The 14509-nt window shown below is 34.9% G+C and carries 9 protein-coding genes and 1 tRNA gene; all 10 read right to left on the reverse strand.

Annotated features, from left to right (window positions below):
* Nucleotides 1-37: 37 nt before the first annotated feature.
* The 10 genes from ACFSAH_RS09670 to rseP all read right to left on the reverse strand — a co-directional run bounded on the left by ACFSAH_RS09670 (nucleotide 38) and on the right by rseP (nucleotide 14466).
* Nucleotides 38-952, reverse strand: coding sequence for an alpha/beta hydrolase (locus ACFSAH_RS09670; protein ID WP_379662525.1), 915 nt, complete (start codon nucleotides 950-952; stop codon nucleotides 38-40).
* Nucleotides 953-1000: 48 nt separating this feature from the next.
* A complete protein-coding gene (locus ACFSAH_RS09675; protein ID WP_379662526.1) occupies nucleotides 1001-2179 on the reverse strand; it encodes an alpha/beta hydrolase fold domain-containing protein in 1179 nt (392 codons plus the stop codon).
* Between the two features lie 77 nt (nucleotides 2180-2256).
* Entirely contained in the window at nucleotides 2257-4974 is a 2718-nt protein-coding gene (locus tag ACFSAH_RS09680) for a glycoside hydrolase family 78 protein (protein ID WP_379662527.1), read from the reverse strand.
* 196 nt (nucleotides 4975-5170) lie between these two features.
* Nucleotides 5171-5827, reverse strand: a complete 657-nt coding sequence (locus ACFSAH_RS09685; RefSeq protein ID WP_379662528.1) for an SGNH/GDSL hydrolase family protein — start codon at nucleotides 5825-5827, stop codon at nucleotides 5171-5173.
* Between the two features lie 16 nt (nucleotides 5828-5843).
* On the reverse strand, nucleotides 5844-8321 hold the full coding sequence (locus tag ACFSAH_RS09690) for a beta-glucosidase (RefSeq protein ID WP_379662529.1): 2478 nt from the start codon (nucleotides 8319-8321) through the stop codon (nucleotides 5844-5846).
* Nucleotides 8322-8335: 14 nt separating this feature from the next.
* Nucleotides 8336-10822, reverse strand: a complete 2487-nt coding sequence (locus ACFSAH_RS09695) for a glycoside hydrolase family 2 TIM barrel-domain containing protein (RefSeq protein ID WP_379662530.1) — start codon at nucleotides 10820-10822, stop codon at nucleotides 8336-8338.
* Nucleotides 10823-11298: 476 nt separating this feature from the next.
* Complete coding sequence (locus ACFSAH_RS09700; protein ID WP_379662531.1) at nucleotides 11299-11979, reverse strand: DUF4328 domain-containing protein; 681 nt, start codon at nucleotides 11977-11979, stop codon at nucleotides 11299-11301.
* A gap of 278 nt (nucleotides 11980-12257) precedes the next feature.
* Nucleotides 12258-12339 (reverse strand) — tRNA-Leu (locus tag ACFSAH_RS09705).
* Nucleotides 12340-12360: 21 nt separating this feature from the next.
* A complete protein-coding gene (locus ACFSAH_RS09710) occupies nucleotides 12361-12891 on the reverse strand; it encodes an iron-sulfur cluster co-chaperone HscB C-terminal domain-containing protein (RefSeq protein WP_379662532.1) in 531 nt (176 codons plus the stop codon).
* A 252-nt stretch (nucleotides 12892-13143) separates the two neighbouring features.
* On the reverse strand, nucleotides 13144-14466 hold the full coding sequence (rseP, locus tag ACFSAH_RS09715) for an RIP metalloprotease RseP (protein WP_379662533.1): 1323 nt from the start codon (nucleotides 14464-14466) through the stop codon (nucleotides 13144-13146).
* Nucleotides 14467-14509 lie beyond the last annotated feature (43 nt).

Here is a 14509-nt window from a genome sequence, read left to right on the forward strand (position 1 = left end):
ATCCTTTTATTTTTTATCTGTAAAAACAAGCAGGGCTTTATTTTTTAAGAGATGCTATATATTTATCTAACCACGACGGATTTTTAAACTTAATCAGCCCTTCCAAAAATGTTTCCATATCTCCTAAAGAAGCTTTAAAAGAATCGGGCGATTGGATAAAGTGGGCAAGATTATGCCCTTTGCCCGGATATTCTATCAATTTACAGGTGTTGCCATATTCTTCCATTTTTTTATTAAAAGCCCTTACCGTCTCAACACGTATTTTATTGTCATTAACGCCAGCCATAATTAGCGTTGTCGGCATATTTTTCTTAATATGATCGTATGGCGAAAGTTCTTTTTCTTTTCCATCAAACCTGGGTATAAAAGCCGGGTTTAGAGTTTCTCTTTCTATAAGCACCGCAGGAACTATCAATACCAAGGCGTATGGATTTACAGATATATTCAAATCATCTGTACTTTCGTTAAACTGGCCTATAGTTGCCAAAGCAGCAGACAGATGCCCGCCTGCAGATATACCCGTAGCAACTAGCTGGTCTGTTCTTATACCAAATTCTTCTGCGTGGCTTTTGATATACCTGACGGCTGATCTTGAATCTTTTACACATTCTACCACTTTTGTTTTGTGTTTACTGGCATATCTGTATTCTGGGCAAAATACAACCATACCACGCGAAGCCAGATATTTTGCCTGCAAATCAAACTGTTTCATGTTACTGCTGTTCCATCCGCCACCATAAAAAAACACCATGGCCGGCAGTTTTTCTTTTTTTTGCATTATCGGAGCATAGACATTCATTTCTAATTTAAATCCGTCTATTTCTTTATAGATAACTTCAGTTTGTTTTACTTCATAAGATCCCTGTCCTTTTGTATCTAATACTGTTGCTATCAGTAAAAAACAAAAAGTAAAGGTTTTAATAACTGCCCTGCTATTCATCTTTCCATTCATTTTGCAAATACTTGTTTTTTATTTTTAAAGGGATTATAATACCCAGCTTTATAAGCTGTTATTTTTTTGTGCCCGTAATTCTTTCTCCTTATTTTTCAAATATTTTTTCTGTTCAGGTGTCAATATCTTTTCCCAATAAACCTCTGCATTATATCGATTAAGTTTTTGATGCTCATCTTTTTTTTCTGCCTCACTTAATCCATTATTCTTTTTTATTGCATTCAGTTTATCTTTATATTCTTTCTGCAAGTTGTTAAACTGTTTCTTTTGTGCATCTGTTGCATTAACTTCTTCCAACGCCTGCATAGAAAAAGCATTAAATGACTTTGCTTTTTCCAAAGCAACGTATTCATCTAACCAGGAAGGAGCTTTAAACTTAACCAAACCCTCTAAAAAAGTCTCTAAATCTTTCAAAGAAGCCTGGAAAGAATCGGGTGTTTGGTCAATACGGATAAAGCCGTGTCCTTTACCCGGATATTCTATCTGTTTGCAGGTATTTCCATATTCATCCATTTTTTTCTTAAAATCTCTGATAATGGTAACCGGTACCTGAGTATCTTTATCTCCAGACATTAATAGTGTTGGCGGCATATTTTTACGGATATGATTATACGGAGATAATGCTTCTTCCTGTCCGGCAAATCTTTGTCTGTAGCCTTCGTTCAGTTTTTCTCGTTCTACATGTACCGCTGGAGCAAATAAGGCCAGCGCATAAGGCTCGGCAGAAATAGTGGTATCATCAGTACTTTCGTTAAATTGGTCTATAGTAGCTAACGAAGCGGCCAAATGCCCTCCTGCCGAGGCTCCCGAGGCTGTAATCTGATTGGAATTTATGCCCAATTCATCGGCATGGCTTTTAATATACCTGATGGCAGTTCTAGCATCTTTTACACATTCCACTACCGTTACTTTGTGTTTTGCGGCAAGCCTATATTCCGGACAAAATGCTACCATACCACGTGAAGCCAGGTATTTTGCCTGCAAATCAAACAGTTTCGGGCTGCCGATATTCCATCCTCCTCCATGAAAGAACATTATTGCCGACAGTTTGTCTTTTCCTTTTATTACCGGAGTATAAATATTCATCTTGAGGTCAAATCCGTCTATTTGTTTATATACCACCGTAGTTTGTTTAACTTCATAATGTTGCTGTGCTTTTGCATTGAATACTACACCTATCAGCAATAGGTAAAAAGTAAATGCTTTGATTATTGTCCCGTTATTCATTTTTATATTTTAATTTGTCCCTGCTTTATTTTAAAACCGCAAAAGTTACTAAGTACTCAAAATCTATCTTTGTAACTTTATTTTACATATCCATTTACTACGAACTGATAGATACCCGAACCTACTTTTAAAGGTATTTTCTTATCTTCCGTAGTACTTTGTATGCTGATTTCTTTTATTGACTTTATTGGTTCATTGCTTTCGGTTATTTTTTGTGCATCTTCTGTTGGTAAATAAATAGTTGCTGTGGTATTTACCGGGATTTCTACATTTACAATCAATTTGTTTCCGTCAATATTCCAACTGCTGCTTACCCTACCATAATAAGTTTTTAGTGAGGCTTGCGCATGGGTAAAACTACCACCGGGATGTGGTTTAATGGTAATATGTTTATATCCCACACCGGCCTCACTTTCATCTGTATCTATTCCTACCATTTTTCTGTACATCCAGTCTCCTATTGCACCATGTGCATAGTGATTAAATGAATTCATTGCCGGAAAAGGTTTCCTGTTGGGAAATGTTCCGTCTGGTTGTATACCATTCCATCTTTCCCAGAATGTAGTAGCTCCTTTTGTAACCGGATATAACCACGATGGATATTCCTGTCTTTCCAGAAGTTTATAGGCAACATCTGTATAACCGTATCTGGTAAGTACATGACAAAGCGGTGCTGTTGCCAGAAAGCCGGTTGTAAAGTGTCCGAATTCGTTAATAAGCTTTACCAGTCTTTCAGCCGCCCGTTGCTCTAAACTGTCGGGTATCATTTTAAAGTTTAACGCTAACGAATACGCTGTTTGCGATTGAGAAATCAAATCTCCTTTTTCATTTATAAAAGCTTTATGAAAAGCCTGTCTCGCTCTTTTCAACAGCTCTTTATATTCTTCCGCATCTTTTTGATAACCTAATACCATAGCAGTATTAGCTAATATTTCTATTGAATTAGCATAATATGCTTGCGTAATAATGTTTTTATGGGTTACTTTCGGATTTTTCTGACCTTCTTCTGCTTTGAATCCCAACCAGTCACCAAAAGTGAGACCAGTATCCCACAAATCGTTATTGGTTACTTTTCTTACGCTTTCTACATAAGCCTTCATGGCACCGTATTGTTCGCTCAATATTCTTTTATCTCCGTAAGTCAGATAAAGTGTCCATGGCACAATCGTAATAGCATCTGCCCAGCCGGCCCGGTTCAGGTTAGCGTTTAATGAAGGTACAAAACTGGGAATTTGCCCGTCCGGTAATTGTTCAGCTTTCACATCGGCCAGCCATTTTACCAGAAAGTTGTGTATTCTCATATTAAAAGTTCCTGTATGGGCAAAAACCTGAATATCTCCTGTCCAGCCTAAGCGTTCGTTTCTTTGGTTACAATCGGTAGGGATTTCTAAGAAATTACCTTTTTGCCCCCATTCTATATTGCTCTGTAACTGGTTTACTAATGTATGCGAAGAACTAAAACTTCCGGTTTGGTCCATTGCTGAATAAAGTGCTACAGCTTCAATATGCTCTGGTTTTAACTCTCCGGGATAGCCGTCAATTTTCACATACCGGAAACCATGCCATGTAAAATGCGGCTTTAATATAGTCTCTTTATCATTTTTCAGGGTATAAAAATCCTGTGCTTTGGCCGAACGTAAATTAGCTGTATAAAAATTCCCCTGATGATCTAAGACTTCGGCGTGTGACAGTTTTATTATTTGTCCAGCTCTTCCTTTTACTTTCATTTTTACCCAGCCTACCAGATTTTGACCAAAATCTATTACTTTTTCTCCTTTGGGTGTTGTAAATATTTTTAAAGGTTTAAATATTTCATGCTCTTTTACAGCTTCGTTATATGTTCCTATCAGGTTATCTTTGGAAAAATCATTGACCATTACTTTATCCCACACTGAATCATTGTAACCCGAAGCTGTCCAGCCTTCTTTTTCTAATCTTAAATCTGTTTTTTCGCCGTTATAAATTTCTGAATAGGTTATTTTTCCTGTAGAAGATTTCCAGCTTTCGTCCGTTATTATGGTTTCTTTGCTTCCGTCAGAATATTTAATTTCCAGTTGTAGCAATAGAGCCAGACTTTTTCCATAAAAATCTTTCTTGTTGGCGAACCCCAAAACACCACGATACCAGCCACTTGCCAGCATTACGCCTATGGTATTGTTTTTTGCCAGCAAATTGGTAACGTTATAAACCTGGTATTGCAACCGTTTATGGTAGCTTGTCCACCCGGGTGTAAAATAAGCATCACCTACACGTTTACCATTGATGTATGCTTCGTACATACCATGTGAGGTAACAAATAAATTAGCAGATTTTATACTTTTTTCTGTATTGAATTCTTTTCTGAAATAAGGACTTGGCCTGTTAATAGTATCTTCCGCAAAACCAGGTGCAATCCATTTGGCTTTCCAGTCTGTAGTTATAAAAAAGCCAGTATGAAAAGTAGCAGTTTCACTTTGCACAGGATCTTTTTGAATATTATCCCAAACTTTTACATCCCAGCTATATTTGGTATTGCTTTTCAAAACCGGACCTTTGTAAACTAGCATTACAGATGAATCTGATATGATTTTCCCGCTATTCCAAATTTCTGTATTATCCTGTCTAACGTTTATTTCATAGGCTGTTTGTACAACTCCTCGCTTATTATTATGCAATTGCCACGTAAATCTAGGATGAGTAACACCTAACCCCATTGGTTCTTTTAAATTTTCCGTTAAAAGATTGGTTATAATAGTTTGAGAAAAAACATTTCCTGCACAAAACAGGCTTATTAAAAGAAAAAGTGCTTTTTTCATGTTTTCGGCTTGGTTTACTTTCGTCCAGTTTTTATTTTTTAATATTAATATTTACTATATAATTGCTTAATCTTAATGAATTTCGTTTTTAAACAAACTATGCTTATTCAATAATTAACAATAAGTGTTTTATAAATTACAAAAAATAGGGAAAGCTTTTTTGCTCCCCCTGTCCTCAATTGTTTTAAATAGGGTTTTATTTTAAAGCTTGTTTTATTGCCGAGATAACAGGTTCTGCAAGTTTCTGATAACCTTCTGCCGTATAATGTACATCTCCGTCTTTTAGTTTATATTTTTTATGGATATCTATCGAGTGTTTATGTAAATCGCATATTTCTACGTCGTATTTTTTCATAACAGCTTTTGCTGCATCATTATAGGTAATTTCATCCCCTTCAAAACGACCTGCTTCATCTGGAGGAATCATTGTAGTGGTTACAAAAACTAGCTTGGCACTTGTTTTTTTAAGACGTTTCACCAGCTCTTCTATATTTTTTTCGTAAACATCTACCGTATAGGTGATTTCTCCGTTAAGCTTATCTCTTCTTCCCTGAACGGTAGATTCTGGATGGCGATAGCATAGGTCCCAAAGTCCCCAGTTGAAAACTATCACATCATATTTTTGATCTCCTAACCATTTATCCAGCATTCTCAGTCCGGTTCCCGTATGCTGAGCATTTCCTGGGTTATGAAAAACTTCTGCTTCATTAACTAAATCCTTTTTCACCGTTGGAAAATAACCTATGGATATCGAATCGCCTATGATAAGCACATTCTTTTTTGGAATTGTGAAAGCAAAAGCGAATAATAGCGCTATTGTTGTAAGGCCTAAAAAAATCCTGTTTAGCTTCATGTTTATTACTTTGGTACTATAATGTTATGGCTTGTTTCCACACTATATCTCTTGATGATTTTCCAATCATAATTTCTGCCTTTCCGGGATTGATTACAAACTGGTGTTTTTTTACATCATAGCTTGTAAAAGAATCTTTGTCTAATGGTACAGTTACTTTTTTAGTTTCACCTTTCTTTAAAAACACTTTTTCATACCCTTTTAGCTCTTTTGGAGGAGTTACCACTACAGAGTTAGACAAACCAACATATATTTGTGCAACCTCTGCTGCATCATATTCTCCAGTATTGGTAATATCAAATGAAACATTATAAACCAGGTTACCTGCTTTTTCTATTCTAAAGTTTTTGTATTCGAACGAGGAATATGTTAGCCCATAACCAAATGGATAATATGGCTCTATATTAAAATGGTCGTACCCTCGATATCCTACAAAAATTCCTTCTTTATAAGGCACTCTTAAATGTATCCCTTTAACATCCTCTGCATAGTAGCTTTTATAAGTTGGGTTTTCTTCCCATTTCTTTTCTATTGTTAGTGGAAGTTTTCCACTTGGAGATATTTTTCCTGTAAGTATTTCGGCCAAAGCTGTACCTCCTTGCTGCCCTGTATACCATGCCATCATAATTGCAGAGGCATTCTTTCCCCAAGAAGAAAAATCTACTCCACCACCTGAATTTACAACTACAATAACATTTTTATTTATCTCTGCTACCGCTTTAACAAGTTCTTCTTGCCAGGTTGGTATTGCAAATGTTCTGTCTTTATTTTCTTTTTCATTTGAACTATCGAACCCAACACTTAATACAATTTTGTTTACTGACTGAACTGCTTGTTTAAAAGTTACATCATCTAAATTCACTTTCTCATAAGCAAGATCAATATTGGCAGCTCCGGCCTTTTCGTAATATTCTATTTTAATGTTATACTCTTTTCCTGCTTCTGCTCTAAAAGAAGTTTCCTGACTGCGATAAGCTTTATCATGCCAATCTGAAATCACTTCTTTGTTATTTATAAACATACGGAAGCCATTATCGGCTGCTAATTTGAATTTAACTAAAGCATTGTTTTTGGGTTTGTAAATACTCGTCCATCTCACAGAAAAATTATCTTTCGGAAAATTCTGCATAGGAGCTTCATTTCCCCAATCAAAATCTACAGCTAAATCTGTTTGCGCTACTAATGGCTTTCCTCCAAGAACTATATTATCATAATATTGAGCATTAAATCCATTAGTTGTAGAACCCTTTTCTGTAAAAAACTCACTAGAAGCCTTAATATCTACTTTACTTACAATATCTTTAAACTGTATATTTTTAGTCCCCGCCAACTGTTTCATTCCACTCACAAGATCAACTGTAGAAAATGTATGTACAAAGCCGCTACCACCACCTGTTACTGTACGATTTGCATTGGGTCCAAGTATCAATACTTTGTCTTCTTTTGTAAGCGGAAGAATATTGTTATCATTTTTTAATAATACTACCCCTTCTCTTGCTAGTTCCAAAGCGACTTGATTTGAGTAGGGATTATTGTAAGGAATGCTTTTATCTTGTTGTTGTTTGTCTAAAAAACCGTAAGCGATAAATATTTCCAATAAATGGCGTACTTTTTCATCTATTGTTTCTTCACTTACTATTCCGTTTTTTATAGCTGGAATAAGAGTTTCTTTATTCATATATCTGCCACGAGGCATTTCTAAATCCAAACCTCCGTTTGCCGCATTAATTGAAGAATAAACAGAACCCCAGTCAGACATGAGAATTCCTTGAAAATTCCATTTATTTCTAAGGATGTTAATATTTAAATCAGCATGTTCCGAGGTGTGAACACCGTTTAACAAATTATATGCGCTCATTACAGCTCCCACATTTGCCTGTTTTATGGCTTTTTCGAAAGGACGTAAATATATTTCATGTAAAGTACGTTCGTCTATATCTGAACTTACATTATGTCTGTCCCACTCCTGATTATTTGCTGCAAAATGTTTTATAGTGGCTATTACACCTTGTGATTGTACACCCTGTATATAAGCAACTGCTGTTTCACCTGACAAGTATGGGTCTTCTCCAAAATATTCAAAGTTTCTCCCACATAAAGGTGATCTGTAAATATTAACTCCAGGACCTAATAAGATATGAATCCCTCTCGAACGAGCATCTTGTCCTAAACCTATTCCTAACTTTTTCACCAATTGCTTATTCCAAGTAGCAGCAGATAACATTCCACAAGGATACAATGTGCTTTCTGTTACATCATATTTTCTTATTCCTTGTGGACCATCAGCCATTCTTATATGTGGTATTCCAAATTCTGGCATGGGACGAATACCTGGATAATTGATTTTTTCTCCTCCGATATAATCTATTTTCTGCTCAAGCGTCATTTGCTTAAGTATCTTATCTGCTCTTTTTTTAACTTCTGGCGTAATAACTTGAGCTACAACACTGCTTGAAAAACAAGAAATCAACAAAAAATTCCAAACTCTTTTCATTTTATTTATAATAGTTACTGCACATTAATATTAATATGTTCTGATTTTAATCCTTTAGAAGAGAAGTCTACTTTTATATTTTCTGATTTCCCGTTTGACCTTATATAAGCTGTTAATTTTCCTTTGTAAGCATTTTGTTTATTATCTGTATAATCGCCCATATCGGTATTATTTCCGGCTTCAAGACCCAATAATTCGGCTCCTTCTACTTGGCAAAGTATTTCATTTGAAGCATTTTCTACAGCAATGCCATTTTTATCCAATATTTGCAACCTAATTTGTGAAACCCCGCCATTCTTCTTTATTTCATGATCATATTCCACAACTTTTATAGAATAGGCCTGCTGAGGAGTTTTTATAGCATACCTAGCTATTTCCTTTCCGTTTTTATCCATTCCAAGCACTTCCAGATTTCCGACCTCAAAAGGAATATCCCAATGTATTATGCCATTGCTAATTTCATAAGGTTTAGCTTCTCCTATTTTTTTCCCATTAAGCATCAGCTGTGCTTTAGCGGTATTGGTATAGCATACTACTCTTATTTTTTCTCCTTTTTTATAATTCCATTCTGACCAAGCATCTTCAGAAAATTTTTCCTGCCCATTATTATTACCCTCTGTTTGAGAAAGCACATCTTCGGGAATATTCTTTGCCCCAACATCTATAGAATAAGTACCTAAATAAGCCATTGGCTTTTCGCTCCATAAAGATTGTCTGAAATAGCCCCTTGGTTTTATAGCGCCAGAGAAATCTAACAAGCCTGAATAAAAACCTCGGGATGGCCACTTTCCTGATTCTCCCAAATAATCAATACCGGTCCATAAAAATTGCCCAAAAACATGGTCATTATCTAACACGGTTTTCCAAGCTTTTAAATCGTGGCGGTTTTCGCTTCCATAAATTATCCGTTTTGGATATTTCTCATGGTCGCTTATGTAGCGGCTTTCTGTATAATTATACCCTGCTATATCCAGTAATCCAGGATATTCTGTTTCATTAGACATAGCGACACCCGCTAATCCTGCTGTTACTGATCTAGAGATATCATATTGCTTTACAACTTTTACTAATCTTGCGGCTATGTTGCTCAAACGGTTGGCATCCGGAGCGTCTTTTTTATAGCCACCAAAAGCCTTTTGGGTAAAATCTCCGTTTCCGTCTAAAATTGAATGAGAATATGGATCGTTAGGATAATCAACTTCATTACCTATGCTCCATGCAAAAATAGATATATGGTTTCTATCTCTTCTTACCATATCAGCCAAATCGGTTGTTCCCCATTCCTCAAAAAAATCAAAAGTTCCGTCTAATTTTGGTGTTCCTACATTCCATCCTTCTATCCACTTTCTTTTTGGAAATTCCCATTCATCAAAAGCTTCATTTAGCACCAACATTCCTAACTGATCACATAATGCATACAAATCAGGAGATTGTGGGTTATGAGATGTCCTAATTGCATTAACTCCTATTTCCTTTAGAGCTATTAACCTTTTTTTCCAAACTTCTTTCGGAACTGCCGCTCCCAACACTCCTGCATCGTGATGAAGACATACGCCTTTCATCTTCATATTTCTTCCGTTTAATGCAAAACCTGTATTTGGATTAAATGTGAAATTACGAAAACCAGTTACTGTTATTGTACTATCTATCGATTTCCCGTTATGGCTTACTATTGTTTTTAACTTATACAATTTTGGAGATCCTAAAGACCATAATTGTGCATTAACTACATCTAAACTTATTGCAAGTTTATCTTTTCGCCCTTTATTAACATTAATTTCGAAACTTTTAGATGCAACTGATTTTCCATCTGGTGCAAAAAGTTCATGAACAATTTTAAGCTTTTCGTCTTTGTTTGTCGTATTTTCAAGCTCTGTTTCAACTTTTAAAGTAGATTTTCCGTTTTCTATTTGTGGATATGCAAAAACTCCCCACTGGGCAATATGTATTGGATTTGAATAAACCAGCCAAACGTTACGGTAAATCCCAGAACCTGAATACCATCTCGAATCTGCATATCGGCTATGGTCTACTCTTACAGAAATTACATTATCCTGCCCATATTTAATATAAGGGGTAGCATCATACATAAAGGAGATATAGCCATTAGGACGGCTGCCTAACAATTGCCCATTAATATAAACCTCGCTACGATTATATACCCCTTCAAAATACAAATAAACCTTCTTTCCTAATTCTTTCTCTGGTATTTTTAACGTTTTTCTATACCAACCAATACCACCTGGCAAATAGCCGGTGCAACTGGCCAACGTAGAATCTAACTTTCCTTGAATACTCCAATCGTGAGGCAATGTTACTGCTTGCCATTTACTGTCATTAAATAATGGAGTTTTTGCTGCAGCTTCATCAGAAAGTGTGAATTTCCAATCTGTATTAATTTTCTGGCTACTACCAAATCCTACCTGTGCATATATAGAAAAACTCAGAGTCAGCAAAAATGTTAATGATAATATAATTTTTTTGTAAATTGGATATGACATATAATTTTAATGCTTAGTATTAAAGATTCTTATTTATTTCTAGCTATATCCCTCCTAACTTTAACCCTTGACTCAGGATAAACCATGGATATATTCGAATTCACTTACTTTTTTTATTATTATTTATTATTGATAAAAACCTGAGCACAAAACCGATCTTTTTAAATCAAAAAGCTATTAATATACAGCATATCTAATATCATTAAGATACCTCCACATCTATTATTTTATTAATGCCTGGCATCATTAAATATCACAGAATTACTTAGCTTATCAAGATTCTATTTCTATACAAAAGAAAGACTATAGTATAGTAATAGTATCTCAAATAGGTGTAGATTTATCTCAAAAATTAAATATATTGAGAATAGACAAAGATTAAGCACATTTAAATGGTGCTAAAAGGCAAGGTATATATTTAATTAAGTATACTAGTTTTGATTAAGTAGCTATTGGGAAGGCTTCTCCTTCTTCTATTATTGGTGGTAAAAATTCTCTCTGCTTGATGTCAACTCATCTTCCATACGACGAAGCCTGTAAATTAAGGTCATAATTATAATAATAGTTATTAAGGTAATCGCATCAGAAAAAATATTCAGTTTATTTAATCTAATAAATTCTTCAATAGTAGTAGCATTATATCTGAATGAAATTTGTCCAAGAATACCACAGATTAACCATAATACCCACCAGATAACAAGTAAAGGTGTTTTTTCTATATGATCCTTACCAATAGTTTCGGATTGGGTATTCTGCCAAATTTCTTTCATAATTTCAAAAGGTCTAATAAAATTAAGAAAGGGAATAAACCATGCTGCCACAGCCATATTATCACCATATTTAGTATTTACTCCTAATTCCCTTAAATTATAATATGCCCGACGAAACCATCGGATAAAAAGAACTACTGTAACTACATATATTATCAGATTAATTCCATTCACTATTTGCTGCCTAGTATCGTTAGCTTCCGCCTCAATCATATCAACTCCCAAAATGACTGCTTTATCCATAAAATAATATTCCATGATATTAGAACCAAGACAAAATATAGAAGAGATAAACAATGCCGTGAATGACAATATAAGCTCGTTTGCTCGTTGTCTATTAGGTCTAAGATATACAGGTTCTATATTGGTTATTGCAGAAGTTTCCATAAAGATTGATTTTTATGTGTATTTAATCGGAATAGTTTTAATTGGCCTTAAACTAATATTACATCCTGTTTTTTAAATTAAATTCAGTACTGTAATTTATTATATTTTCAATTATAAAACAATACTAAACACATTTCATGATAAAAATCATCAAACACAATTAAGCATTTATTAAATATAAATAAAAAATCAACTTCCAGCTTAATCTTTGATCTATTCTCACCTGCCAGAATACATAGGAAATAAAAAAGCCAAAGTTAGAATTAACTTTGGCTGAGTACCCAGCGCCGGAATCGAACCGGCACATCCGAAGATATTGGTGTTTGAGACCAACGCGTCTACCAGTTCCGCCAGCTGGGCATTTTTTTTAGACATATCTGTCTAACGGGACGCAAATATAAGCAGCGATTCTCTAATTCGCAACAAATATTTCTTCCTGTAATAGATATCTTTAATTTTTTTGAGCAATTCTTTTTTATCAAGCTGATTTACAGACTCATATTTTTCAATATTTTCTTCGTTTTCTTTATCCAAATCGGCTTCTATTTGCTGTACTTGATGTTTTATCTCAATCAGCTTATCTGCATCGAAGTCAAATTCCATCTCCATTAAAGCTTCATTAACCTCCATCATCTCCATCAGAAAATCGGCAGGTAAATCATATTTCTCACCCTCCAATAATTCGCCCTCTAACTCCAATACATAAGCCAGTGTTTTGTTTTTATGAGATAAAACCTGAAATGCTTTATTGTTTAAAGTAGAGAGTTCTAAAATTTCTTTTTGTTTTTCGTCAGCTTCGTTGACATAAAAATCCGGGTGATACTGCTTGCTAAGCTCATAAAACCTGGACTTAACCAATTTCTGATCGGGTAAAAATGAAACCGGAATATTATAGAATTCAAAATAGTTCATTTATTTTCTAATATAAGGCTGAAACTGTTTAAGAATAAGAAAAATTGTCAATTCTATGATTTTACATAAACTCAAGCTCTTTCCCTATCGTTTCCAAAAGAAATCTATACCCACTTTCAATACTAGCAATTCTTTTTAGATTTACGATTTCAATAGCTCTTTATACTGCAAACCGAGTAGGTATAATCTGCATATATCTGGGTTAAGACAAACCATACCCCAGATATATGTGATCAATTTATCAATAATCCTTTATTTAAAGGCTTTAAATATATCGTTACCTAAAACAAATACCATTAGGGTAGCCAATATAACAAAACCTACTATTTGCGCTTTCTCCATAAATTTATCGCTCAATGGCTTACCTTTAATCATCTCGATAAGCAAGAACATAGAATGTCCGCCATCAAGTGCTGGTATAGGCAATAAATTCATTAACGCTAAAGCCATAGAAAGTAAACCTGTAATATTCCAGAATTTAACCCAATCCCACGTACCTCCATATAATTTACGGGCTATTTCTACAGGTCCCGAAAATGCTTTATTGGCTTTTACCTCTCCCTTAATTACCTTACCTAAACCTTTTGCATTATCTACTAAAGAAGTCCACGCTTTAGAGGCTCCTATCGGTAAAGATTCGAAGAAACCATAATATTCTGTTTCAAACTTAATCTCGTCAAATTTAGGGAGAAATCCTATTGTTCCATCTTCACTTACCTTTACAGGAAGCTCCAAATTTTCTCCGTTTCTTCTAACCTGCAGGTTAACTTCTTTATTAACATTTTCTTTCAGTAGGGTTTGTACCTGATCAAAGAAAACCGACTCTTGCCCGTTAACACTTATAATCTGATCTCCCTTTTTTAAACCCGAATTAGAGGCAGGCATTCCGCTCACGACAGAATCTACCACAAACTTGGTTCTTGGTGTTACAAACTCTCTGATACCGTGATCTGCAATGGTATTTAGCAAACCCGGAGGAACAGTAATATTCTTTTCTTTTCCGTCTCTAACAACCGTTATAACTGAATTACCTAAGATTACATCTGAAGTCATCATATCGGTAAATTTCACCAATGATTCTCCATTAATAGCAACAACTTTATCTCCGGCTTGTAAGCCCATCTCTTTACCTACTATTCCGGGGGCTATACCATATTTTAATTCACTGTTTGGAATATAAGACTCTCCATATTTAAAAGTCATCATCCAAAAGATAAAAATACCTAATATGATATTTACCGTTACTCCGCCAAGCATTACGATTAACCTTTGCCAAGCTGGTTTAGACCTGAATTCCCAAGATTGCGGCTCCTGTTTCATCTGCTCAGTATCCATAGATTCGTCTATCATACCTGCAATTTTCACATAGCCCCCCAAAGGCAACCAACCTATACCATATTCTACTCCTTTATAATTCACGCTGAAGAGTTTAAATCCCCAGGCATCAAAAAACAAATAAAACTTCTCTACTTTAATACCAAAAGCTCTTGCCGCCCAAAAGTGTCCCAGCTCGTGTAATGTCACCAAAATCGACAATCCCAGCAAAAGCTGGCCAATCATAACTAATACATCCATTCTATTATATAAAATCTAAATTCAAAAGTATAAATCAAAAACA

The organism is Pseudopedobacter beijingensis, assembly GCF_042678145.1.
Classification (GTDB): domain Bacteria; phylum Bacteroidota; class Bacteroidia; order Sphingobacteriales; family Sphingobacteriaceae; genus Pseudopedobacter; species Pseudopedobacter beijingensis.

Excerpts from the sequence above, each read along its gene's own strand:
- ACFSAH_RS09670 (WP_379662525.1), bottom strand. The coding sequence starts at position 952 with ATGAATGGAAAGATGAATAGCAGGGCAGTTATTAAAACCTTTACTTTT.
- ACFSAH_RS09675 (WP_379662526.1), bottom strand. The coding sequence starts at position 2,179 with ATGAATAACGGGACAATAATCAAAGCATTTACTTTTTACCTATTGCTG.
- ACFSAH_RS09680 (WP_379662527.1), bottom strand. The coding sequence starts at position 4,974 with ATGAAAAAAGCACTTTTTCTTTTAATAAGCCTGTTTTGTGCAGGAAAT.
- ACFSAH_RS09685 (WP_379662528.1), bottom strand. The coding sequence starts at position 5,827 with ATGAAGCTAAACAGGATTTTTTTAGGCCTTACAACAATAGCGCTATTA.
- ACFSAH_RS09690 (WP_379662529.1), bottom strand. The coding sequence starts at position 8,321 with ATGAAAAGAGTTTGGAATTTTTTGTTGATTTCTTGTTTTTCAAGCAGT.
- ACFSAH_RS09695 (WP_379662530.1), bottom strand. The coding sequence starts at position 10,822 with ATGTCATATCCAATTTACAAAAAAATTATATTATCATTAACATTTTTG.
- ACFSAH_RS09700 (WP_379662531.1), bottom strand. The coding sequence starts at position 11,979 with ATGGAAACTTCTGCAATAACCAATATAGAACCTGTATATCTTAGACCT.
- ACFSAH_RS09710 (WP_379662532.1), bottom strand. The coding sequence starts at position 12,891 with ATGAACTATTTTGAATTCTATAATATTCCGGTTTCATTTTTACCCGAT.
- rseP (WP_379662533.1), bottom strand. The coding sequence starts at position 14,466 with ATGGATGTATTAGTTATGATTGGCCAGCTTTTGCTGGGATTGTCGATT.